The organism is Pseudomonas sp. G2-4 (assembly GCF_030064125.1).
In the GTDB taxonomy this organism is placed as follows: domain Bacteria; phylum Pseudomonadota; class Gammaproteobacteria; order Pseudomonadales; family Pseudomonadaceae; genus Aquipseudomonas.
Map to the genome: position 1 here is coordinate 4,874,708 of NZ_CP125957.1, position 23,616 is coordinate 4,898,323.

Genomic DNA, 23,616 nt, shown 5'->3' on the forward strand with positions numbered 1-23,616 from the left:
TTTCGCTTCCCGAACAGGTTGCAGAAACAAGCAGGCGACTCTTCCATGTGTCGCCTTCAGCTTATTGGAAGTTGATCAGCAGCCTGTTACGGCTGTCTACGCGGCTCGGAACGTCAAAACTCACATCGAACCGGTGCGTATTCCCCTCTTCGTCCCGCATCAAACACCGTACGGCCCCATCCAGTCGCTCGCGATAATGCATGAGCGGATCCTCCGCCATGCTGTCATGCCAGTAGGGCATATCCGGGACCCGATGCAAGCTGACAAGAAGCTCGCCCCGCCCGGGACGATATTGCTCTACAAAATCAGTAGAGGGCTGTTTGTAGTTCAGGGTATGACACATGGCTCTGAAGTAAGCATCGAACACTAACCCAGTGGGCGGGTTGTCCTCTCGTCCAAAAGGTTGAGGATAAAAACCATAGCCGGTGAAACTGGCGAAGGTTTCATCCAACTGCTCCGATTCATATTGCAAGGTCGACGCATTATCCAGAATCTTCAGCGTTGCCATTCCTACGGGCTCTATGCCCTGGCGTCGATAACCAAATTTCCAATAGTCGATTGAATCCAACACATAAGAGAATGGATCATCGGAGGTTTCCTCACCCGCACCTGTATGCGCGCGCACCCGGACGAAGTCATAGTAGGTATTGGGTCCGCTCGTGACCGGCCTTGGAGGTACGACGCCGCGCAATTGAATCGTATTGTCGTCCCAAATCTCCTTGGTAGAGGGCCATTCCCGGTTATCATCGCCTTTGAACCAGGCATAAAACTCCATGGTCCCCTCCAATGTCGACTGTACATACAGGTACCGATAGCGTGTCCGGTCATTTCGGAGTTCCAAAGGGAAGTCAGGGTCGATGCTCTTGACGGCGCCCGAGGAGTTCAACCTGAAGCGGTTGCGCTGGACATTCACCGCCCAATCCCATTCGTTATCCTCGATCCCCTCCTGGTCCGCCTCAATAAAAGGGACTTCCGCACCGCCCAGATAAACAAGCTTCAAAGTCGACAACTCGACATCGCTCAAGGGAATATCGTCCCCAGAAGCAGTTTGCTGGGTTTCAATCTTGATTCGAATTGGAATTTGCTGCATGCCATTGATGTAGCACTGCCTCGTGCCCAAGGCTTCGATTGCGAATGCTTTCAGCTCTGTCCATCGCGGCGTTTCCCGCTGGCGCTCGACCAACTGCACGATGGCATAGCCCCAGGCGTCATCACTGGTTTCACCGAGCACGACACTCACCGGCGTCGTGCTCGATACAGGCGGTGTGAATACCCCATCCGAGGAAATAGTGCCTTCGCCATAAACCTCCCAATCCGCACGGCTCGGGTCGGCCAGATTCGCAATATTGAATTGGATCGAACTTGATGCGGTCACGGTGGGCACATGATACGGCAGGATCCGCAGACTCTGCGGCGCCCCGATGATGATGACCGCTGCCCGAGCAAATTCCCCCGTGCCAGTGTCTTTCACCTCAATGGTTTGAATCCATACCGGTTGGCCTGGCTCATTGCGAGGGGTGAAAACAGCGTTGTAACTGTCGATTTGCGTCAAATCCCCCTTCTCATCGCCTACCGGCGACCACTCCAATCGATGGGTTCCCAAGCTGGAGGCCTTCAGGTGGAGAGGGCCCATCCCCTCTCCCCAGGTGTAAATTCGCGGAGAGATCACAATGCTTTGGTAGGACTCCACCACCAGCCCGGAATAGCTGCGCTCACCTTGGCCATCGGTGTAATGGGCCGTCACCACCGACACTTGTTGGCTGTGTCCCATCAATGCTGGAGCCAGCGGTGTATAAGTGTTTCCCACCATGGAGCCGACCAGCAATGGGCTATCAAGGCTACTGGCGCTCCAGCGGGTCGGCGTTGGAGCACCACCTGCACCACTGAAGACGTTGAAACGGGTCGGCACGCCGCCCTTCACCGCGACGCGGGCAGGCTCGATAATCCGCGCATCCGACGTCAGCGAAATAGTGCCAAATACCACCAAGTCATGGGGGGTGTGGGGTGGCTCGCTGTTAGTAAAGACATAGCTATTGGGAAACAGCAGGTGCTTGAGCAAATCCAGCGCTCCCTCATCGACAAACGGGATGAGCCGTTTCTCCACCACCACGACACCTGAGTACTTGGGCTGCCCATTCTCCAGATCGTTGGGGATTAAATAAGTAAAACTGCGATCGTCCAGAGGCAGATCCCCTTCCTCGGGGTTGGAGGTGAGTTGTATAAACATCACCAAGGCGCCATCCCCGTAGTTCGCCGACCGGCTATCCGCCCCCCCTGGGGCGGCCTGTGTGCGTAGGTAGAATGAACGAGGCGCCAGCGGGCTGTAATCATTGTAATCAATGATGCCCAGCACGAAGGTCTTGCGATAAGCCGGATGCTCCTCCAGATAAACTTTAATCGCATCACCGATACGGTGCTGGGAATACCAACCGGAACCCAGGTTACATGTAACGTCGAAGCCCTCGGATAAATCGAGCAAGACCCGACCGCGGTCATCAACTGTTCCCTGCGCCATCGTCAGGTCGACGGTCATTTGCACCTGATAGCCCATGTCTTCGCGGAAGTGGAAACTTTCGCGGACGATAGGCGGTTTCGCCGGTACCAGGCTCGTTGAGGTATAGGCACCACTGATAATGTTCATCGTCAGGGTCACCCGGGAGTCTGCCAAGGTCGCAGACTCGAAAGACAGGCGCGGTTCACCCAGTACCAGACGCTCCAGCTCGATCTCTTCGAATTCATCCGCGTCGGTAAAGAAACGGCGGTTGAAAGGCACCAGAAAACTTAAGTCGTTCATGTGGGAAAGATACTGTTTTTGCAGTATCTGATTGATATGGGCACGGTCGAAGGCCGCGATTGCCCCCCATTTCCGAGTCACGTTGCCTCGCGCAAGTATCTCAAGCAACTCGGCTTTGGAATGCCCTACCCTTGGACTGTCTGCGGAGTTATTCAGAGACATGGTGATTTCCTCGCCGTTTTGCAGGTGGGGTATATGACTGCACATCAACAATGGGATTGGGCACGATCAGGAAATCATATTTCCATACTTCATCGTCCTCTCTTACGGCCAGAAGCACCGCGAACTTGGCGCTGGGGGCGGCCGGTAATTCATACACCCCAGTGTTTGACAATGTGCCGTCACCGTAGAGTTTCGTGAACTCGATTTCGTCAGTGGGGACCTCTTTTTCATTCGAATTCTTGTCTATGTAAAACAGCTTCACCGTCAGCGTTCGCTCATCAGCACCGGTCACCGTTTTGATGAAATAGTTGGAGCTATCATGTACCACGACCGCGATTGACTTCTGTACCGGCCCTTCGCCTGATTTGCGCAGCACGTCGATCTCTTCGATGCTAATGGGTGAGTCTGCGGAACCTTGGAATAGAGGCGGAATGAAGCGCTTTTGGTGCTCAAGCCCCTCTATTGGATTAGGCTCGTCCCGGATGTCGGCCGTCGACCCGTCCGCCAGTCGATAGATAAGTTCGGAGCCATCCAAAGCAGCGGCTGACATTTTGTGGCCCGATACCTGCTCCCCCTGGGATCTTGCCGTCGCCACGAACACCAACGGATCGACGCCTATGTCGCGCTTGACAATACTCACCAACGCTCTGCTGCTATTGCCGTTTCCTGCCCGTGCCGTGACCAGCACACGCTTCTGGTAACCGGTGATGTCAGCGTCGGGGGGAGCTGTGTAAAAACCTGTACCGCTAACGATCGTGCCGGGATTGCCGGTTTCCCCTGGCAAATTAGCAACACTCCAGGTCAATCCGGTCGCGGCGGGCTCGGTGCCGAATAAAATCTCACCTTCAGGCCCAATGACCGGTTCGACCGGATCAATGACAAAATTGGTCAGACTCGGGGCAACCCTGCCCAACAACGCCATGTCTCCGGTGAAGTAGCCAGAACTCGGTTGCACCGCATTCTGCGTGCGGAATAACAGGCCATTGAGTCGAAAGAGATTGATCTCCGGGACGGTAGAGGTGAAACGATCGAAACTCTCGTCCAACTGCACCCTGAGTAACGACTCGATGCGTTCGAGAATCGGGCCGATGTACGGTTCGACCGTCGGCTTACCGATGAACCCGTCGGGCGACACCTTGCATATTTTCAGATTCTCCGGGGCGGCCTCCGGCTTCAAAGACAGTTGGCCATCCGCCGCTGTGGAGAACTTGAAAGTTTGCTGCCAACGCCACTTCGCAGTCATCGAGCCGGGGACTGTTACATTCGCATTAGTTACCACACTGACTGGCGTCGCTTGTTTCCCTTCCCAGCGCAATGTCAGTATGTTCTTGTCTATTCTGGCGAAGAACTCGCACACCACCGTAGTCCCTTCTTTTTTAGAGAATGGCAATGTGAAGCCGGATGGCAAGGCAAGGCTTTTGATATTGGGCACGCCGGTTTGGACACCCACCTCCGCCCTGAGCGACCCGCTCGCCGGGGTCAATGATTGGATATGCTCGCCTGCCACACCCTCTGAAACCACGTCGATGGGGGCTTGGTTAATCCGTTGGAACCCATCGGCAACAATGTGCTTGAGCAAGAAATGGTTACCCAACAGGAGCGTCGCCGACAACGGCTCATCCCCGCCTCCCAAGGGAATCAAGTAATGCATCCCGGTATTCGAGGGCGGAATAGAATACTCCTGCTCCTCGTCTCTCCCCTTCATCAGGATAAATACCAAGACCTCACCCTCGCCAAAGTTGAGCGAATTCAGAACATTGCCGCCCGGCGCTGGATGGGTTCGAATGAAAAATTCCTCGGGCTGGAGCAGATCCGAGGGCTCACGTATCAAGGTATTCAATTCGAATACTTTTTGATCCTCGTCCCAGGCATCGAATTCTTTTTTAAATTTCAGACCGGCTTCAACATTCTGCTCCATGCTGTCGCCGACAGTGACATACAATTGGGTACCTTTTGAGAGATCCAGCGTAACGCGGCCGAGTGTATCCACCGTGCCTGGTTTACCTACCAATTGAATACTCATGCGCAGCAAAGGACCATTCACCGCATCCGCCAGCCGCAACCGTGTAATCTTTCTAACCCTTTCCCCCACTCCTTTACTCACGGAGAGTTCTGTTCCGCCAACAATATGCATGGTCAGGGTCGCTTCAGAAGCCGCTATCTCTGCTGTTTCGAACGACAATCGCGGCGCGTCGAGAATATAGTCATAGATATAACTCCAAATAGTATCCGAACCGTACTCGGTATCGAAACTGATAGGGTCAAAATAGGAGTCACCGGTAAACCGCTGGATATACTCTTGCATCAATAGCATGTTGGTCTTGCTTTGATCATAAGCCAGAATCGCATCAAACCCGTAAGTTCTTGGTTTCGTCTCCAGCCAGGTAACGAACTGCTCTACCGTTTCGCGTGCCATGATAGTTGCCTCATCCAGTAATGGGCCAATGAACAGTGTTCAAACAAGCCGACCCGTACGTGGCCCGGCTGCTTCTTTCGGCATCGAGATCTGCGCCTTATTCAATCAACATAAGATTGTCCAGCGTTGGGAAATTGAAGAAACTTTTCCCTCCATCGAAACTCACGGTGGCCGTCAGCCTGAAGCTGGACCTCATCTTCAACTGCCGTAAAAAAGACTTCGGTAACTTTTGATCGATAATGCCGTTCGAGGCTTCTGTGGCCGTGACAGGCACGGCTGGAGTACGCACATCGATATAGATCGAAGTGGTAGAAACATCGACCCCCCAAACACGGATAGTTAACAGTTGTCCCTGTGCAATAAAAACCCATTTCCCTAGCGTAAGATTCGCACCCTTTTCATCTGAGACAGATTTCAATGAAAGAGTATTACCCACCAGGTCGGTGCATTGAACTTTTGGATATTCATCCCGTGATAGAGGCTTGATACGCAGTTGCAATCGATCAGAATCCTGATAGGGCTCACCAGAAGGGGTAAACCGGTAAAACACGGGAAAGCGCTTGGTTTCTTCGTTATCGTTTGCTTCCATATTCGCGGCAATAGCATTGATCGGCACCTGGAAGCGCCGGGGATTGGCAGGGTCATAGGGCTCTGGGGCGATATGCTCACCTCCCGCTGGATCCCCCTGCCAGTGCACCGCAACCCGGTCCCCCACCCCAATCACCAGCGATTGTGGCAGAGTGACGAACGCACCGTTTTGTGTCGTGGCGGTGGCGGTCAGATAGGCCTCGTTGTCACCGGGCATCCCTTCGGAGGTAGCGCCTTCGACCGATGGCGCCTTCAAATCCAACGCTCCACGTACCTTCAGCTCCAGCACTTGTGAAGTCTGCGCCGCCCCTTCCCGCGCGAACTGATAAAACACCTGAACTTCCTGCCCAATACTGTCCAGCAATGCCTGGGCAGGCAGCCGAAACAGCAGGACCTGACTCTGGATATTCGAAGAGTCGAGCAACAGGGACTGGTAAACACGTTTACCCAGGTCGGAAGTCCACCAATACAGCAATACGTAATCGCTGATATGGGCATCCGTATAAGGGGTTACTCGCAAGGTGATACCGTCAGGGAACTGCGAAGGATCGAGTGTATCACCCAATAATTGTTCGATATGAATGGCCGGTTGCAATGGCGTGGTCGGTGCAACAATACGCACTGTCTGTACAGCAGATGGCCCAAAGATATCAGTACCGAAATATTTCACGGTGTAGCTGATTAGGGCGTGACCGCCCTCGATAAAGTCAATTTGGTTCCGAGGAATATTAAAGACCAGCGGTCGTTCTATATCATTGACCGTCAAGGTTTTCGGTGTTTCCCACACCTCATCCAAATCGCCCCTGTCGTCATATCCTTCAAACTTGAATGTGACTACGTCGTCTTCGTGCATCGCCCGATACGGTGCAATCAACGCTGTCACGGTTGGCCCGATCGTGCGCGGATTCAAGTGAAGATCATGGGACTCCTTGATGTGCGCGACGGGCAGCAGATTCTCCGAGGACACCATATCTATTAACTCCATTAAGCTGTAGCTATTTTTTACTCCTTATCCGAAACGATGCCTACTAGCAGAACTGATAGGTTCTGGCGATCCGCTCATAGCGTTACATTATCCATATCCGATATGCGCTACGGCCTAAGATTCTGCACATCCATAAGCGGCAACGGCACAATAAGACAGGCAAACTTCCACTCTTCATCATCCTCTCTTTCAGCCATCAGGATCGCAAACTTCGCCACTGGGCTTGCGGAGGGATCATAACGACCATCATGCGAAAGAAAACCTTCGCCATACAGTTTTGTGAACGTAGTTTCATGAAGGGGCACCTGAACTTCGTCACCGTCCTTGTTCCGGTAAAAGAACTTCAACAGCAGCGAATGGCTGACTATTTCCGTTCTAAAAAAATAATCAGAAGATTGATGCATCACGACCGCGATTGACTTTTGTAACGAGCCACCGGATTCCCGGGTCATCTCAATTTCTTCGAGCGTAACGGCGACACCGCCTTGACGAATAGGCGGAATAAAGCGCTTCTGATTGACAAGTCCCGGTGTCGGCTCAGGCTCATCTTCGATTTTGGCGGTCGACCCGTTAGCCAGCCTGTAAACAAGTTCAGCACCGTCCAAAGCAGCGCCTGACATTCTGTAGCCCGAGATCTGATCCCCCTCGGACCTTGCCGTTACCATGAACACCAGTGGATCGATGCTTATATCGCGTTTGACGATACTTACCAGTGCCCGATTGCTATTGCCGTTGCCCGCCCGGGCCGTAACCAGCACACGCTTCTGGTAGCCCGTGATATTGGCGTCGTTGGGAGCGACATAAACGCCAGTGCCGCTATCGATAGTACCGGTGTCGCCGGTTTCACCAGGCAAGTTCATGACACTCCAGACCAACCCGGTCGCGGCAGGCTCCGTCTCGAATGAAACCCTTCCCCGAGGTCCGACAACAGGTTCGATCGGGCTGATGACAAAATTAGTCAGGCTCGGCGCCACCTTGCCTAACAACGCCAGATCACCGGTGAAGTAGCCGGAACTCGGTCGCACTGCATTCTGCGTGCGAAATAACAGGCCATTGAGTCGAAAGAGATCAATCTCCGGGACCGTAGAGGTAAAACGCTCGAAGCTGTCGTCCAACACTGCTCTAAGTAACGACTCGATGCGCTCGATAATCGGTCCCAGGTGCGGTTCGACCTGGGGTTTACCGATGAAGGTGTCGGGCGATACCTTGCATATCTTCAAATTCTCCTGGGCGGTCTCCGGTTTCAACGACAATTGGCCATCCGCCGCTGTGGAAAACTTGAAGTTTTGCTGCCAACGCCACTTCACGGTCATTGAACCCGCGACCGGTTCATTATTATTGGTCACTACATTAACCGGTGTCGGTTGTTTTCCTTCCCAGCGCAACACCAGTAGGTCCTTGGTTATTCTGGCGAAGAACTCGCACACCACCGTAGTCCCTTCTTTTTTTGAGAATGGCAATGTGAAGCCGGATGGCAAGGCAAGGCTCTTGATATTGGGCACGCCGGTTTGGGTAGCCACCGATGCCCTGCGTGCCCCATCCGCCGGGCTCAACGACTGGATATGCTCTCCTGCCACCCCTTCTGAAACCACCTCGATGGGGGCTTCGTTAATCCGCTGGAACCCATCGGCAACAATGTGCTTGAGCAAGAAATGGTTACCCAACAGGAGCGTCGCCGACAACGGCTCGTCCCCGCCGCCCACGGGAATCAAATAATGCATCCCAGTGTTCGACGGTGGAATAGCGGCTTCTTCTTCCGGGCCGCCCCCTTTCATCAGGATAAATATCAACACCTCGCCTTCGCCAAAATTGGGCGCATTACGCTCATCCCCGCCCGGCGCTGGATGGGTTCGAAGGAAAAATTTCTCGGGTTGCAGCAAGTCAGAGGGTTCACGCGTCAAGGTATTCAATTCGAATACTTTCTGTTCGTCGCACCATGCGTCGAATTTTTCCTGGAATTTTCGACCCGCAATCAGATCCTGCTCCATGCTGTCGCCGACGGTGACGTACAAGTGGGTGCCTTTTGAAAGGTCCAGCGTCACACGGCCGAGTGTGTCTAACGTGCCTGGCTTACCCAGCAATTGAATGGCCATGCGCAGGAGAGGACCATTCAGCGCATCCGCCAACCCTATGCGGGTCACGGACTTGACACGCTCACCGGCTTCCTGATTAAGGGTAAGTTGCGTCCCGCCAATAATACGCATGGTCAGGGTCGCTTCAGATGACGTTATGCTGGATGTTTCGAACGACAAGCGTGGCGCATCGAGAAGGTAGTCGTATAAATAGTCCCACTGACTTGATGAATACTCGACAAGAAACGTAAGTGGCTTGAAGTACTGGTCACTGTCAAATCGTTGAAAGTATTCTTGAAGCAATAGTGTATTGGTTTTGCTTTGGTCATACGCCAGAATGGCGTCCCACCCCATGGTTCGAGGTTTCCCTTCCAGCCAGGATACGAAAGCGGCCACTGATTCTCGAGGCATGATCGGACCTTCATAGGGTGTTAATAACATCGAAACGGCCATGATCCGACCTGATAATTGGTTCAAGTCGCTCTCATGGAACCGCGTCAATCAGACAACTGTGTTATACCCCCGCGACACAACAATGAACACTAACAGAACTACTAGGTTTCGATGGTTTTGGACGGGGGCCGGACCACGTCGCCTCTCTTTTTCTACCCTGCTGCCTAACAGTTCTGCTAGGTAGGCAAACTGCACTTTTACGTTTACCGTCTCTTCAGCCCGCTCCCTCAACGCGATCCTCATTTGAGAGCAAACATCATGAATCGTTTATCAGTTGGGATAGGTTCAACATTCAACGACCGTCATTTCCCCATGACTGCGCTGGTTATAATGCTCTTGTTCAGCGCTCATGGGAGTGCTGCAGATACTAAAGCCTCAACCATTGTAACGCACGACAGCAGCTGGTCGAACTCAAGATCGGAGAGCAAGTCGTACGAAGAAGGCGTAGATGGACAAGGGTATATAAAATGCGCGGCCAACAAAGTCATGGTGGGACGTGAGCACGATGGCGATGAAAACGGCAGCACCCGGCATAAATGTGCGAGTCTTAAACAAAATGACACGCCGCTGACCGTCAATACAAAATTAGAATACACGGCGAAATATAATAACGAATCCAGTGAGTATAAGTTTGCCTGCCCCACTAACGAGGTTATGACCGGCCGTGGCCACTACCATGATGAAAATGGCCCGACTTGGTACTTCTGTGGGAAAGTCATTGATGCCTGGGGCGATCCCATGCAAGTGGGTAATCGCACCTGGACAGACGATATAAAGGAGTCCAACAGCAGTTACACCTGCCCTGCAAATACCGTCATGACGGGGCGTGGCCACCGAGGCGATGAAAACGGCTGGACCCAATATCAATGTGCAACACTTTACTAGTCAGCAATATCCACTCGACAGCCTGCTGCCGTGTCTTTCCATTTGACATCGGGTATATAAAATGATCCGCACTACTTTCCACGCCTACGGCTTCGCCCTATTGTTCGGCCTAACCCTGCTTCCTGTAGCGATGGCCACTTCAGAGCCTCCTGCCACTGGCGCTATCATCATTCTTCGCGATAAAGATGACGCTACCTGCTCGTTGGAAATTCCTGCTGAAGGTAGTGGCTTAACATATCGGTATGAGCTAGAGGCATTCGGCACGAAATGCAAGGGGTTCGTAGCACGGACTATTGAGTTTGTTGAGCTCCCATCGGCCCTTAAAATTTTTTTGAGCGATGATAACTGGTGTTCCGAAAGCAGCTCAGACCAAGATTTTTGGATAAAATTAAGAACCACAAAAAAATCAACGACAGTCGGCATAACGAAAATCACTACATTATTCGATTACAACCGGAACGTCATTATCGGCCCCGGCCTTCTGCTGGAAAACAAGTATCAAAAAGTAGACGGTGAGGTGCTCGACAAGCTGTCCTGTATCAAAATAGTAGCTTCAAGAGCATTCAATGTTCCGTTGCCGCCGGCGGCGACTGAGCGTGATCGTTCATGGTCCGGGTCTCATCCAGAAGACCACGTTAATCTCACTTGCCATTCCAACCAAATCATGACCGGCCGCAAACACATGGGTGACGAACAGGGTAACACCTACCATGAGTGTGCCACGGCCGTTCAGTCCGGGGCGAGTGTAGTCATACAAACCATTACAAAATCCACTGGTATAAAAGAGTCCGCCGGCATCTATTTCGTCTGTCCGAATAATAGAGTCATGATCGGCCGCGAACATATCGGTGACGAGAATGCGGACACCTATTACGGATGCGCACCGGCCACCCATGCTGGCAGAAACCTGACGGTCACGCCCCACGGTTGGAGCGATTCAATGAAAGAAGCCAATTCTGAGTTCCGCTGCCCTACTAACCAGTTTCTTATCGGCAGATGGCACCAAGGCGACGAAAACGGTAGTACCCGCTATCGCTGCGCCACCCTGCAATAAGCATCCGACAGCCTGCTCTCCGGCTGGCCGCCCCTCTTGACTCAACCTAGGTAAGCCGCCATGACAACGTCTAATGTGGCAAACTCCAATGCCTTCAACTTCATGAGTTTCCTGTCCGCCAGCGTCGACCCGCGCACCGGTCAGTACACCATCGCCATCGACCTGCCGGAACTCAAGACCAACGACCTTTGCGGCCCCGCCGTACCGCTGAAACTGGTGTTCAACCCCCTCAACAAGCTGGACTCGGGTTTTGGCGTCGGCTGGAACCTCAACCTGTCCCAGTTCACTCCCGGCGACCGCATCCTCGCCCTGTCCACCGGCGAAACCTTCAAGGTCACCGGCAGCGGCACCAAGCCTGAGATCAAGGAAAAGAAACTCGACAGTTTCCACTTCTTCAACGACGGCAACGACATCTACCGGGTCGTGCACAAGGCCGGCTTGATCGAAACCCTGAAGGTCGGTGGCAGCGGCGATGGAGAGGTCGCCCTGCCCGTGCAGATCCATGCCGCCTCCGGGCACAAGGTCGATTTGTCCTACACAGGCTTTGGCAACGGTCAGCGCCTGGAATCGATCAGCGACGACTTGGGCGCGCTGCTGCAGATCAACCGCTCCAGTGATGACTCCTGGGTCGAGTTTCTCCTGCACCCGGAGGCCGGCGCGGACGGCAAGCCGCTGGCGCGTTTCGAACTCAAGCTGAACCCCAGGCGTGAGGTGGTCGAGATCATCCTGCCCACCGTGGAAAAGGCCAGCTGGCGCTTCGACTATCAGCAGGTGCGCGGCCTGAGCTGCATCACGGAGGTCAAGACCCCGGTCGGCGGGCACGAAGCCATCGAGTACCTCGACCTTGGCCATCCTTACCCGGGCAATACCGGACGGGTGAACCTGCCACGGGTCACTCGTCATCAACTCTTCCCCGGCTGTGAGCAACCGTCGATGGAAGTGACCTACGAGTACACCCTGGAAAACTTCATCGGCAACGGCTCCAACATCAACTGGGAAAGCAACGGCCTGGACCAACTGTACAAGACCGATCGCAGTTACACCTACGGCTCTACCGCCAAACATAAAGTCGGCGGCGGGACTGTGCGCACGGTGCAGCGCACCTTCAACAGTTTTCACCTGCTCACCGAGGAATGCACCACCCAAGGCGATTGCGTGCAGCGGCTGATCAACACTTATCACACCGTCGAAGGGACCTTCGAGCAACAGCCGGCGTATTTCCAACTGCCCAAGACCGTGGAAAAGCGATGGGAACTCATCAGCGATGTTACCCAGGCCCGCAGCGAAACCCTGACCACCGACTACGACAACTTCGGCAACCTGCTGGAGGAATGCGAGCCTAACGGCGTGCGCACCGTGTACGAATACTACCCGGTCGGTGGATACGTGGACGACGACGGTGACGTGCACTGCCCCCATGACCCGCAGGACTTCGTGCGTAACCTGCGCAGCCAGACGGTGCACCCGGCCGAGGGTCATGAAGGCCAGGCACCGGTCCTGCGTACCCGGTATCGCTATGTGGAATTGCCGCCGCTGGAGAACACCCTGGATGAAGGCTTCCTGGCGGTATGCAACGAAGACCTCACGCAAGTACTGGGCAGCACCGAAATCACGCTGCAGAACACCCGGCGCCGCTATCTGGACATGCCGGACAAACCTTTCCTGCATGGTCGCCCGGATCGCCAGGAAGAAACCCTGTATGACAAGGACAGCAGGGGTAAAACCGCCTCCGTCAGTTGGCGCTATAGTCAGGTCGATGGAGAGCTGGGGGCCAAGACGCTGCACCAGACAGTAGAGACCCTGACCGGGTACAACGGCAGCCAGCAGGTCACCACTTCACAAGTCTCCCGCTTCAACGGCGAAACCGTGCAGCAGGAGAATATCGACGGCGTTAAAACCGCCTACCAGTACGACGTACTGGGCCGACTGCTGGAAGAACGCACGGCTGTGGATACACCGGTCGTAGCCTCCCAGCACTACGTCTATAACCTGACGTCTGCAGACGGGCAGCAAGCCGGACAAGAGCAGACGGATGCCAAAGGGGTCAAGACCCGGCTGCTGTTCGATGGCGCCAACCGGGTCATCGCAGAGCAGCAGCAGCGACGGGACAGTGAAAGCGGCAAACTCGTCTGGCGCCAGACCTACACCGCCCAGCATGATGCCCTGGGGCGCAAAGTCAGCGAGACCGTCTGCGACTGGCTGGCCGACGCGCCTTTGCCCTTGACCAGTCATTTTTCCTATGACGATTGGGGCGCGGTGTGCCGAGCCACCGGGCCCGACGGCGTGACCCAACTCAGCGAGCAGCGGTTCGAAGGCAACCGCCTGATCATCTGCACCTGGCAGGAACATGTCGAACGGCCCAATGTGCGGACCCAAAGAAGCGAGACCCATTACAACCTCTTTGAACAGCCCGACAAGGTGCGACGCCTGGACGCCCAAGACAATACGGTGGGCTGCCAGGACTATGCCTACGACGGCTACGGCAATTGCGTGCGCGAGGTCGAAACCCTAAGAGACCCACAGAGCGATACACCGCAAGATCTACAGCGCACCACTCGATACGCCTACGATGCCTGGGGCCGCATGCTACGAACTGTGCTGCCGAACGAAGACTGCATCGATCGCACCTTTGCCGACTACAGCATCAGTGAATTACCTACGCTTTTGCAGGTGACGCCCGGTAACGCCGCGCAACCGGTCGTAGTGCCGGGTACCCAGCAATTTGACGATCTCGAGCGGCTGACCGAACGCAAAGTGGGTCTACGCAGTGAGCTCTATCGTTACGAGGGCGGGCATATACAGCCTCACCAACGGATCACTCCCGGCAATCAGACACTGACCTACCGCTACAATCTGCCGCTGACCCAGCAGCCCTTGGCCATCACGATGGCCGAAGGCCCCGAATCCACCTATGAATATGACCCGCTGAGCGCCGCCATCACCCAGGCCATCAACGATCAGGGTCAACGCGACTATGAGTACACGCCAGAAGGCCACCTGGCCTCGGAGCGTTGGCACGACAGCCACGGCATCGATCAAAACACCCGTCATCACACCTCACTGCAAGGCAGGCCATTGCGCCGCGAAGACGATGGCGCAGTGCCAACGCAGTACCAGTACGACAGCGCGGGCAGGCTGATACAGGTCACCCAGGGTGAACTGGATGGCCTGAAAGCCGAGTTCACCTACAGCCTCGATGGCCTGCTTGAACGCAGTACCAGCACCGACCTGGCCAACGGTCATCGCCTAGTCACCGAGCTGGAGTACGACGAGCATGGCCGCGAAATCAAACGAACCCTGCGGGTAGACGGCGAAGCCGACAGAGTCTTGTCCATGGTCTGGCAAGACGACGATCAATTACGCAGCCGTCGCCTGGAAAAAGCCGGCCAGACATTACTGGAAGAACATTTCAAATACGACTCACGTAACCGCCTGACCCACCACACCTGCACAGGCGAAGCGTTGCCGACCGACCACTATGGCAATGCCATTATCGAACAGGTGTTCCGCTTCGACGCCCTGGACAACATTGAACGTTGCATCAGTCGTTTTGCCGATACCAGCATCGACGACGCACGTTTCACCTATGATGCGGATGACCCCTGCCAACTGCGAGAAGTCAGCCACAGCCACGCTGCGTATCCGCAACTGCAAACCTTTGGCTACGACGCCGAGGGTCATCAGCTCAACGATGGACAAGGTCGGCGGCTGCGCTACGACAAGTTGGGTCGCTTGCTGGAAGTGCGCAGCGCCGATGATGCGGCCTCGCTGATCAACTACCGCTACGACGGCCATGACCAACTGGTTGGGGTGCGCCACGGCAGTGAACCGGAGGCCCTGCGTTTCTATCAGGGCTACCACCTGAGCTACACCTTGCAAGACGACGTGCTGATCCAGTTTTTGTACGACGGTGATCGCCCGTTGGGCCAGCAAACCCCCGAAGCGACCGATCAAAGCATGCTGTTGCTGACCGATGCCGCCAATAGCGTGATCGGCGAGCAGCGCGTGGACGGGCTGCATGAAACCACCTATAGCGCCTATGGCGAGCGCCGCGAGGACAATGGCCTGAAGGGGTTGCTGGCCTTTGCCGGAGAAGTACGCGAGGCCGTCATTGGCTGGTATTTGCTGGGGCAAGGCTACCGCGCTTATGACCCGGGGCTGATGCGCTTCCATAGCCCGGACTCGTTGAGCCCCTTCGGCACCGGTGGCCTGAACCCCTACGGCTATTGCCGGGGGAACCCGATCACCTGGCGCGACCCCAGCGGGCACCGTGCCCAGCCGGTTACACCGTATCGAGACGAGGATCCGCCTTATCGGGATCCGATCGAAGAGCCCAAGAAAAGCGTAGGCGTTGCCCAATGGATCGGCCTGGGTGTGGCGGCGTTGTTCCTGGCTGCCACGGTGATAGCGATGCCCTGGAGCGCGCCAGCTACCATCGGCCTGACCACCTCCTTTGTGGTCGGTCTGGTCGGGATAGCTGTCCAGACAAGCGGTCTTGTGCTGCAAGCTTATGGCACGTTCACGTACGACGATTCCTTGACCGCTATCGGTGGTTCGATAGGCGGAGCCGGCGGATTGCTTGCGGGGTCCGGGATAATGGCGGTAAGGGCCGCGCTGGCAGCGGCCAAGGCAGCAGCGGCCGTTAAAGCAGGGGTTGGTGCTAGCGCTACGATGCTGGCGTCGTTAACGAACGGGCTACCTGGTCCTGCCGGTCCTATTGGTCCTGTTGGTCCTCCTGGCGCTGTTGGTCCTGCTGGTGCTGCTGGTCCTGCCGGTCCTGCCGGTCCTGCTGGTCCTGCTGGTCGAGGAAATCGGGTATATGTATTTGTATCCCGCAGGAAACGCCTAGGAAAATCTGGAGGAATAGGAAAACCAGGTAGACCTAACACGAGACAAAAACAAAAAGATAAAGAATTGGCGACCCGCCTGGGAGCGGAGAAGGACATCGGTGACCAGAATGCATTGATAGTGCCGGATGAAAGGTCCCCCGCGCCTCCTGCTCAGGGAGGGCGTTTTATAGCGACAGCTTCCGGAGGGTTGATAAGGATAAATCATTACAACCAACTGGCACCGGGCGCTCATCTAGCCACATTGACTTCCCGCTGAAACAGTAACGCCCCTCCCCCCTAACTCCCGCAGCTTACGCTGCGGGAGTTTTCCCCTCGGCCTATTTCTGCGTCTCCAACCGGTATCCACGATGAGCTACTATGCAAAGGTCAAAAAGCGCACTGAACCTCCCCGCCTCAGTCAACCAACCGCAAATTCAATATTGGAAAATTGGGCACTGCCAGCGGTGGCCAGGTAACCCCGCCATCGAAACTGACATAGACCTTTCCCGTTAAAGGCCCTGGGCGTCGCAGCGAACTCAGAAAGGTTCTTGATACCGTCACATCACCCCGCTGGCCAACCCCATAACTGACTTCCTGTTCAGTCACCTGGCGTCTTCGGACCGCGGAAAACTCAACCGCTCCCGACGCGCCGGTTCCTGTCATATTGATCATGATCCACTGGTCCGTCGTCATCAGTACCCACTTGGCAAGGGTCAACACTGCGCCTGTTTCCGGCACATTGCGCAGGCTCAAATCACCGCCGGAAAGCCCTTGGCATTGAACGATCGGGAATTCAGAACTGGAGACTGTCTGGATATTCAGCCTTCGCTTTACAGAAGGTAATTCATCGTCCTTGTGGTCGATGACACTGTAGGACAAGGGCAGGGTCTTGCCGATATACGCGGCAATCGAACTCATGGGAATCTGATAACGACGTGAACCTGCGGAGATCTCCCGGTCTGTCCGGTACTCACCCACGCTGCCGGGGTCACTCCACTGTACCCAGACCTTTTCCCCGGGGTAAATGACCGCTGTATCGGGAATTTCCACTACCGCCCCGGACAGAAAGTTCAAGGGCCCCAACGTCTGCTGCTCCCCAGTTCCCGAGGCGTTCTCGACGCGAGGCCAAGGCAATACACGCGGGATCGGAGTGGCGTCCACATCCAGTTCAACCGCCAGAGAGTACTGGCTCCAGTTACCCGCCCGGTCCTGTACGCGATAGGACACATAGCGCAGGCCATTCCCCCGGTCCTGTATAAACTGGCTCGGAACCGTAAGTACCACCGGGTCAGCGTAGTTATTATCGTCAAGCTCGATGATGCCACCACGATTCAAATCTCCAGGGCTGCTTCCCCAGTACCAGGTAATCCGATCCCAGGGCCTGGGCGTCGTGTAGCCGGGTAGATCGGCCTTGACCTCATCGCCGTTCAACTCAAGATAATGGGCAGTGAGCTTGTTGGGCGGAAGAACTTCGGAAGGAAAAACCAGCTTGTTATCCGCAGCCAATATCGGAGGGGTTTTATCGATGGTGACGTTCACTGGCACGCATTCACGCGGCGTCGGAGTATTCCAGGGAATCACCTCGTAATGTAAGGCGTGAACGCCCTCTTCCAACTTGAGGGATGGGACATTCAACCATAGGTCCGCTGCTTGAACAGGCCCTGGCAATACTTTTTCGTCAATCTTTTCGCCCTTCCAGAACAACTGAAGGGTATCGGCCTTATCTGACTCTGGCGCGGAATCGCTCCATAGCTCGAACTCTATCCGTAGTGGCACCAGCCAGGCGTCTTTGCGCAGAAGGTTCTCTTCGCCGCCCGGCACTGGATCGAGCACCCCGATAATATCGGGAGGGGCGAGGTCCGCCTTAGGTTCATCCACATGCTTTGCGTCTCTGGAACTCGACATGTCTGTTCCCTCACGTGTAAGCGAGCCGGTGTGAGTACCGTGAATGGCCTGGCCGGCGGGCGTTAGAATTTAAATGACCGTGTTCACCCAATCGATACTGTTACGAATCAAAGAACTTAAACGCCGAGGGGGAAGGCTCGTCAGATCCTTCCCCCTCGCAAACGCTCTGCTTACCAGTTGTAACGCACACCAAAATTGACGCCCCACGGCTGCTCGATCTTGTCGCCGTTGCTGTAGTCCAGATCCGCATGCATCGCAACCTTGTCGGTTAGCTTCATCGACACACCCGCGCCCAGTTCACCCCGGGAGCCCGACAAGTCGTTGTTGAACTTGTTATTGTTGACCTGCACTTCGTTATTCTTGGCGAACTCATGGGCATACGCGACACGAACATACGGCTGCACCACTTTGCCTTCGCCCAGATTGAAGTTGCGCCCGACAGTTGCACCGACCTTGCCGAGCAGCGAGTGAGTACGGTCGCCTTCGGCGGACAGGCCGTTATCCAGGTCATAATCCTTACCCTGGATGATCACGCCTGAGAGTTGGGTATAGGGTTCGACGAAAAAATCGTCGGCCAGGGTGATGTGTCGCCCGAACTCCAGGGACCCACCGACGCCATGGTTGTCATAACTGCCCTTGGTTTTCTTGCCGTCGCTCAGTTGTACCTTGGATTCATTCTGGAAGCGGTTGAACTTGAGCACGCCGTCAAAGTAGTAGCCGCTTTCGTCATCCAGCCAAGTGGTGTAGGCGCCCAGGTAGTAACTATTGACCGTACCGCTGGTGCCACGACTCAAATCCAGGTCAGACTTGCTGTAACCACCTAGCAAACCAACCAGCCACTGCCCGTCACCCATCGGCAATGGCGCATCGGCACCGAACGACAGCCCCTGCTGGGTTTGCTGATAGCCCACGCCAGAGCTGGCGCTGACATCGAATTTGTTGCCATAGGCACGAATCCAGCCACCGGCCTTGTCGGCGTCCCTGCGCACTTCCCCCATGCGGCTGCGCAACGTGCTGAGTTCGCCGTACCAGACCGTCGGCGCGGTGTTGAACAGCGCCAGTACCGACCGGGTGCCGGGGCTGATGACCCGCGAGGCAATATTCAGGTACCAGTCATTGTCGCCCTGTTTGATCAGGTCATAGGAATAGGTACCCAGGTCCACCGGACCGTTCAACATCGAAAATTGGGCGTCCCCGGCGGCGATGTGGATAACCGGTATGTTGCCCGCACCGGTCGGGTCGGCGCCGCTGCTACCCATCAGGACCTTGTGGTTGCCGGTGGCGGTACCGGTGACCTCAAGGGTGTCGACTTGGCCGGTGGCGAAGTCCGCATCCATGATGAACGTGCCGTTGCCCGACAGATTGCCGACCGACAATTTATAGAACTCGGTCGGGTTGCCAAACTTGATCGACCCGCCATCCATGGACAGATTCGCCACGGTGCCGTTATCCACCATGTTCCATTGGGCCTGGCTATTGATCGCCAGATTGGCAACATTTTCCAGGCGCCCTGTCAGGGTTGCCTGGTTTTGCAGGGTGACATTGGCCGAGGCCCCGGCGTCGGCGATGACGTCCCCCACCAACTGGCTGTTGTCGACGGTCATGTTGGCGGTCGATGAGCCTTTGACCTCGAGAATTTTTCCGTTGCCACCGATCAATGTGGAACCGTTGCCGACATGTATCTCGGCTGTGGTGGCAGGCAGGCCAAAATCATTGACGACGATCGCTGCACCGGTCAGGCCCTGGACGGTCGTGCCATCGAGCACCAGACGGCCAGGCGTCGATACCGTCTGATCCGTGGTCATCACGATGCCATTGAGGCCCCCTCGAATCGTACTGGCGGTGGCCGATACCCGTCCGTTAGCCAGTTGCAGGCCGAAACTGGTCGCGTTAGTGCCTGTCAGCACGGTCTGGTTCAGGTCCAATTGACTCAACCCGCCGACCACCGCCCCCACGTTACCACCGGAAATAGTGCTCCCCGTGACAGTTGCCGTGGACCCTTGCGGATTGGCCGCTGCGTTGCCCAACGACAGGCCAGTGCCGGTGCCGGTGATGTTGCTGCCTTGAATGGTTGCGTTGCTGTCGAGCAAGTCGATGGCGATGCCGCTCGCACCGGAGGTCACGACCGATCCGTTGAGCGTCAGGGACGATCCGCTCTCGGCCCGGATTTGATGGGTCGTCGCGCCATTGGCGGTCAGGCTGGCGTTGTTTCTGAGAAGGTAGTTTTCGGCGGCCACGGTGCCGTCGATCAACAGCGCGTCGTTGTCGATGGTTCTCGCCAGCAGGGAGGTGCTTGCCAGCAAAAGCGGCATGATGGTCACCCACTTCAGGGAGACCGACAATGGGTGCAACGCAAAGGAGTGGTTAGCTTTCATCAGACACCGCAATAATTAACTTTCAAAGAATAGGCTCGCCGTGACCGACGATCTGCGCTTGAACTTGCAAAGGCGGCGAATAATAGAGAGACAGCTCCCCAGGGTATGTAGGAATTATCCGAAAGAAAAAGGGAAAAATTACCCTAACTTTGGCAACAGGAGGGACATGCGCCCTCCTGGCACCACTCAAGGAAACCGCTCAAGGCCTGGGGATTACACAGTGTCCGCCATCTTCGAATACGGCAATCATGACCCTCACTAAGTCAGAGCTGACGTCCTCACCGCGTATATTGATCGAGTATTTAACTTTGCCCCAGCCATATTGGTCGCCGGTTTCATAGGTCGGTTTCAAATAGGTTTCATAAGGAATAAACCAATCGATACCATCCCTCTCCTCCTCTTCACTGACGATCAGATCATCAGGAAAATGAGTGTCAGGCAGCTCCAGTTCATCCTTATCGTAGGTTTGCCAGTCGGCCTTGACTTCCACATCTTTTTTCAAATACTCAGAGGCTGGAATATGCACTCGAATGCCCCATACCCCGGCTTTTTCAATCAGCGCATTACAATTCAAAGGATAGCCAGGGTCTTGATCCGGGAAGCTTGGTTCTTCTAGGTCAATGACTTCGACATTGACGTCGATCATTGTTCGGCGCGACTCCGGTTTATTATTGAAACCTGTGCGAGTCAGGATGTAGTACATCGGCAATTGGGACATTACCGGGGTCTGTTTTATTACGTCCCAAGTAATGATTATTTCAACCTCCTCGTTAGGGGTTTCATTGCCATTGACGACATACGCAGGTGTCACCGCCACACCGTTCCAGTAAAGCGTTAACGTGTCGCCCACTTCAGGATCATCGTATAACTCTATAAAAGCTTTCGCGGGCTCGCCGATATCGTCCTCGGTCAACTCGGTATCGCTGTCAGAAAAACTCAGAAACTTGATCAACTCCAGATTTGGGTTGATCGGTCCAGGATCCTCGGTTCCCGGGCCGGGGATTGCGAGGTCCACCTTGACATCGATTTTGCCCGGAGAGTCCGTCGGGTACCTGCCTCGAAGCACCTCATAGTCCACTTCCGTGTCCTGCACGTTAGCCCCGTCAAAATCATATTCAGCCTTTATGTGTAACCAGGGCACGGTGATTTTCAGCGGGAAAGGAAGGTGCGAGCCGACGGGTGTCTCACCAAGTTTCGTGGTGCCCCACCTAACGCGAATGAGGTCGTAGGCATCCCAGTTGATGTACTGGTCAATTTCAACTTTGGTTGGAAAATCAGCATCGACACGATCAATCAGATCATCGGCAGCCAGTGGGACCCTGGGGATACCCAAACCGGCCGGTAGATTTCCCAGGGCAACCATGACTTCGACGACCGGGAAAGACATATCGCTGCGGTTACCCGCCTTGTCGAACAAAAAGTACACGACGTAATGAATGTTCGAGCCCAGAGGCGTCACTATGGTTTTGGGCACCAATATCTTACGGTCCGGAGGAAGCCTTCCCAGGTACGCCAAGTCGGCAGGATCTGGGTCCGCTGGCGGCAGCTTATCCATCCAGGCAACAGCGACGGTAACAAAGTCTTTCTTGTCCTCAATGAAATCAGGAATTTCGCACCAGACACCACCATCGCGATCCAGGATGGCCGACGTGATCAGGGGTTCTAAAACGATAATAGGATCTGGTACACCGGGTCTGATGGGCCCTGTCCTATCGATGGTGATAGGCGCCGCGGGTGAATCCGTTTCTACGGGCGTGTTCCAATGCTTCACGCGGTACCTGATTTGAAACGTCCCCTCATAGTTTTCAAAAATGTTTAGCGGGATTGTCCGTTCCAGAGGAAATCGATCAGAGGGCAGCGTGTCGGTGCCAGGGACCTCTTCGTCATGAAATTGCAAGAAATCGTCTGAGCTGGCGGGTTTCCAATCCAGGTACAGTTTATTGGTGAAGGGATTACCTGAATCCGGACGATCAGGCCATTCATGGATCTCGATTTTCAATGGGGCGTGGATTTTGCTTTCGGGCATCAATCCGTCAGCGTCGCCGGGGATGGCATCCACGACGGTGGGCGGCCGCAGCGCCAACCCCTCGCTTTCTTTGAAGAGCTTTTTGCGATAGTCGATCCGTACCTGTACCGCCGTTGGACGTGCGCTTGAATCTGCCATGTTCGCCGCTCCAAAACCGTTTGGGTTAAGCCATGAAGAGGTTTCATGGCCCTTCAAAAACGCGTTTGGCAGTTCGACTCATGGCTCAAAGAGTGAAAAATAGCCCTGTCGCTCCGCCCGGCCCTAGAAGCCTTGAGCAAAATTAAGCGCCGATTTTTCGAAGCGCGATACTGTCAGAGTTGACAGGTCCCCACGGTGGATCAGACCAACACCATCCCCACCAACACCGCCACTTCAAGCAACTCCAACAACGCCCCCGCCGTATCCCCGGTACATCCCCCCAGCCTGCGCAGCATCATCTGGCGCAAGCCAACGAACACCACCGACGCGACCAGCAGCGCGAAAGCACCACCCCACCCTGCCACCAGCACGCAACCCAGCGCACACGCCAGCAACACCTGCCAACCGGCACGCCGAGGCAAGTGATCAGCAAGCGCCTGACCCAACCCACCGGCTCGCACGTAAGGCGTGGTCAGGAACAGCCCAAGCAACGCGCCGCGCCCCAACACCGGCACGATGATCAACATCAAGCCCTGCCCTTGCTCGATCAACGCCAACAGCGCGGCGAATTTGAGCAACAACACCAACACCAGGGTGATCACCGCAATCGGCCCACTGCGCGGATCCTTCATGATCAGCAGCGTGCGCTCGCGGTCGCCAAAACCACCGAGCCAGGCGTCGGCGCTGTCGGCCAGGCCATCGAGGTGCAGGCCGCCGCTGAGCAACACCCACGCCGTCAGCAACAGCGCGGCGTGCAGCAGCGGCGGCGCGCCCGTCAGCCATGCGTTGAGCAGCCACAGCAAGCCGCCGAACAACAGGCCCACCAAGGGATAGAACAGCAGCGAGCGACCCAGTTGCTCAGGCTCGGGCATGCCCGGCAGGCGAACCGGCAGGCTGCTGAGAAATTGCAGGGCGATCCAGAATGGCAACATGA

The 23,616-nt window shown here is 55.4% G+C and carries 11 protein-coding genes; 3 read left to right on the top strand and 8 right to left on the bottom strand.

Annotated features, from left to right (window positions below; all coding sequences use genetic code 11):
• Positions 1-61 precede the first annotated feature (61 nt).
• The 4 genes from QNH97_RS21265 to QNH97_RS21280 all read right to left on the bottom strand — a co-directional run bounded on the left by QNH97_RS21265 (position 62) and on the right by QNH97_RS21280 (position 9,494).
• A complete protein-coding gene (locus QNH97_RS21265) occupies positions 62-2,956 on the bottom strand; it encodes a hypothetical protein (RefSeq protein ID WP_283553771.1) in 2,895 nt (964 codons plus the stop codon).
• Positions 2,943-5,372 carry a hypothetical protein gene (locus QNH97_RS21270; protein WP_283553772.1) on the bottom strand — a complete coding sequence of 810 codons (2,430 nt, stop codon included), beginning with the start codon at positions 5,370-5,372 and terminating at the stop codon, positions 2,943-2,945. The genes QNH97_RS21265 and QNH97_RS21270 overlap by 14 nt, the downstream gene beginning before the upstream one ends.
• A 97-nt stretch (positions 5,373-5,469) precedes the next feature.
• On the bottom strand, positions 5,470-6,930 hold the full coding sequence (locus tag QNH97_RS21275; RefSeq protein ID WP_283553773.1) for a hypothetical protein: 1,461 nt from the start codon (positions 6,928-6,930) through the stop codon (positions 5,470-5,472).
• 122 nt (positions 6,931-7,052) lie between these two features.
• Positions 7,053-9,494 carry a hypothetical protein gene (locus QNH97_RS21280; RefSeq protein WP_283553774.1) on the bottom strand — a complete coding sequence of 814 codons (2,442 nt, stop codon included), beginning with the start codon at positions 9,492-9,494 and terminating at the stop codon, positions 7,053-7,055.
• A gap of 234 nt (positions 9,495-9,728) precedes the next feature.
• Here QNH97_RS21280 and QNH97_RS21285 point away from each other — a divergent pair, with 234 nt between their 5' ends.
• The 3 genes from QNH97_RS21285 (at position 9,729) to QNH97_RS21295 (ending at position 16,515) form a co-directional block, all read left to right on the top strand.
• Positions 9,729-10,355, top strand: coding sequence for a hypothetical protein (locus QNH97_RS21285; protein ID WP_283553775.1), 627 nt, complete (start codon positions 9,729-9,731; stop codon positions 10,353-10,355).
• A 61-nt stretch (positions 10,356-10,416) separates the two neighbouring features.
• Positions 10,417-11,409: a hypothetical protein gene (locus QNH97_RS21290; protein WP_283553776.1), complete on the top strand. Its 993-nt coding sequence runs from the start codon at positions 10,417-10,419 to the stop codon at positions 11,407-11,409.
• A gap of 60 nt (positions 11,410-11,469) precedes the next feature.
• Complete coding sequence (locus tag QNH97_RS21295) at positions 11,470-16,515, top strand: RHS repeat domain-containing protein (RefSeq protein ID WP_283553777.1); 5,046 nt, start codon at positions 11,470-11,472, stop codon at positions 16,513-16,515.
• A 137-nt stretch (positions 16,516-16,652) separates the two neighbouring features.
• On the opposite strand, the gene QNH97_RS21300 is transcribed toward QNH97_RS21295, so the two are convergent.
• The 4 genes from QNH97_RS21300 to QNH97_RS21315 all read right to left on the bottom strand — a co-directional run bounded on the left by QNH97_RS21300 (position 16,653) and on the right by QNH97_RS21315 (position 23,614).
• Positions 16,653-18,143, bottom strand: a complete 1,491-nt coding sequence (locus tag QNH97_RS21300; protein WP_283553778.1) for a hypothetical protein — start codon at positions 18,141-18,143, stop codon at positions 16,653-16,655.
• 170 nt (positions 18,144-18,313) lie between these two features.
• The gene (locus QNH97_RS21305) at positions 18,314-20,518 is read right to left on the bottom strand and encodes an autotransporter outer membrane beta-barrel domain-containing protein (protein WP_283553779.1); all 2,205 of its coding nucleotides are present in this window, start codon (positions 20,516-20,518) and stop codon (positions 18,314-18,316) included.
• Between the two features lie 199 nt (positions 20,519-20,717).
• On the bottom strand, positions 20,718-22,682 hold the full coding sequence (locus QNH97_RS21310) for a hypothetical protein (protein WP_283553780.1): 1,965 nt from the start codon (positions 22,680-22,682) through the stop codon (positions 20,718-20,720).
• 200 nt (positions 22,683-22,882) lie between these two features.
• Positions 22,883-23,614 carry an adenosylcobinamide-GDP ribazoletransferase gene (locus QNH97_RS21315; protein WP_283553781.1) on the bottom strand — a complete coding sequence of 244 codons (732 nt, stop codon included), beginning with the start codon at positions 23,612-23,614 and terminating at the stop codon, positions 22,883-22,885.
• Positions 23,615-23,616 lie beyond the last annotated feature (2 nt).

Coding starts and splice junctions, on each gene's coding strand:
- QNH97_RS21315 (WP_283553781.1), bottom strand. CDS start 23,614: ATGTTGCCATTCTGGATCGCCCTGCAATTTCTCAGCAGCCTGCCGGTT.
- QNH97_RS21305 (WP_283553779.1), bottom strand. CDS start 20,518: ATGAAAGCTAACCACTCCTTTGCGTTGCACCCATTGTCGGTCTCCCTG.
- QNH97_RS21270 (WP_283553772.1), bottom strand. CDS start 5,372: ATGGCACGCGAAACGGTAGAGCAGTTCGTTACCTGGCTGGAGACGAAA.
- QNH97_RS21265 (WP_283553771.1), bottom strand. CDS start 2,956: ATGTCTCTGAATAACTCCGCAGACAGTCCAAGGGTAGGGCATTCCAAA.
- QNH97_RS21295 (WP_283553777.1), top strand. CDS start 11,470: ATGACAACGTCTAATGTGGCAAACTCCAATGCCTTCAACTTCATGAGT.
- QNH97_RS21310 (WP_283553780.1), bottom strand. CDS start 22,682: ATGGCAGATTCAAGCGCACGTCCAACGGCGGTACAGGTACGGATCGAC.
- QNH97_RS21285 (WP_283553775.1), top strand. CDS start 9,729: ATGAATCGTTTATCAGTTGGGATAGGTTCAACATTCAACGACCGTCAT.
- QNH97_RS21275 (WP_283553773.1), bottom strand. CDS start 6,930: ATGGTGTCCTCGGAGAATCTGCTGCCCGTCGCGCACATCAAGGAGTCC.
- QNH97_RS21290 (WP_283553776.1), top strand. CDS start 10,417: ATGATCCGCACTACTTTCCACGCCTACGGCTTCGCCCTATTGTTCGGC.
- QNH97_RS21300 (WP_283553778.1), bottom strand. CDS start 18,143: ATGTCGAGTTCCAGAGACGCAAAGCATGTGGATGAACCTAAGGCGGAC.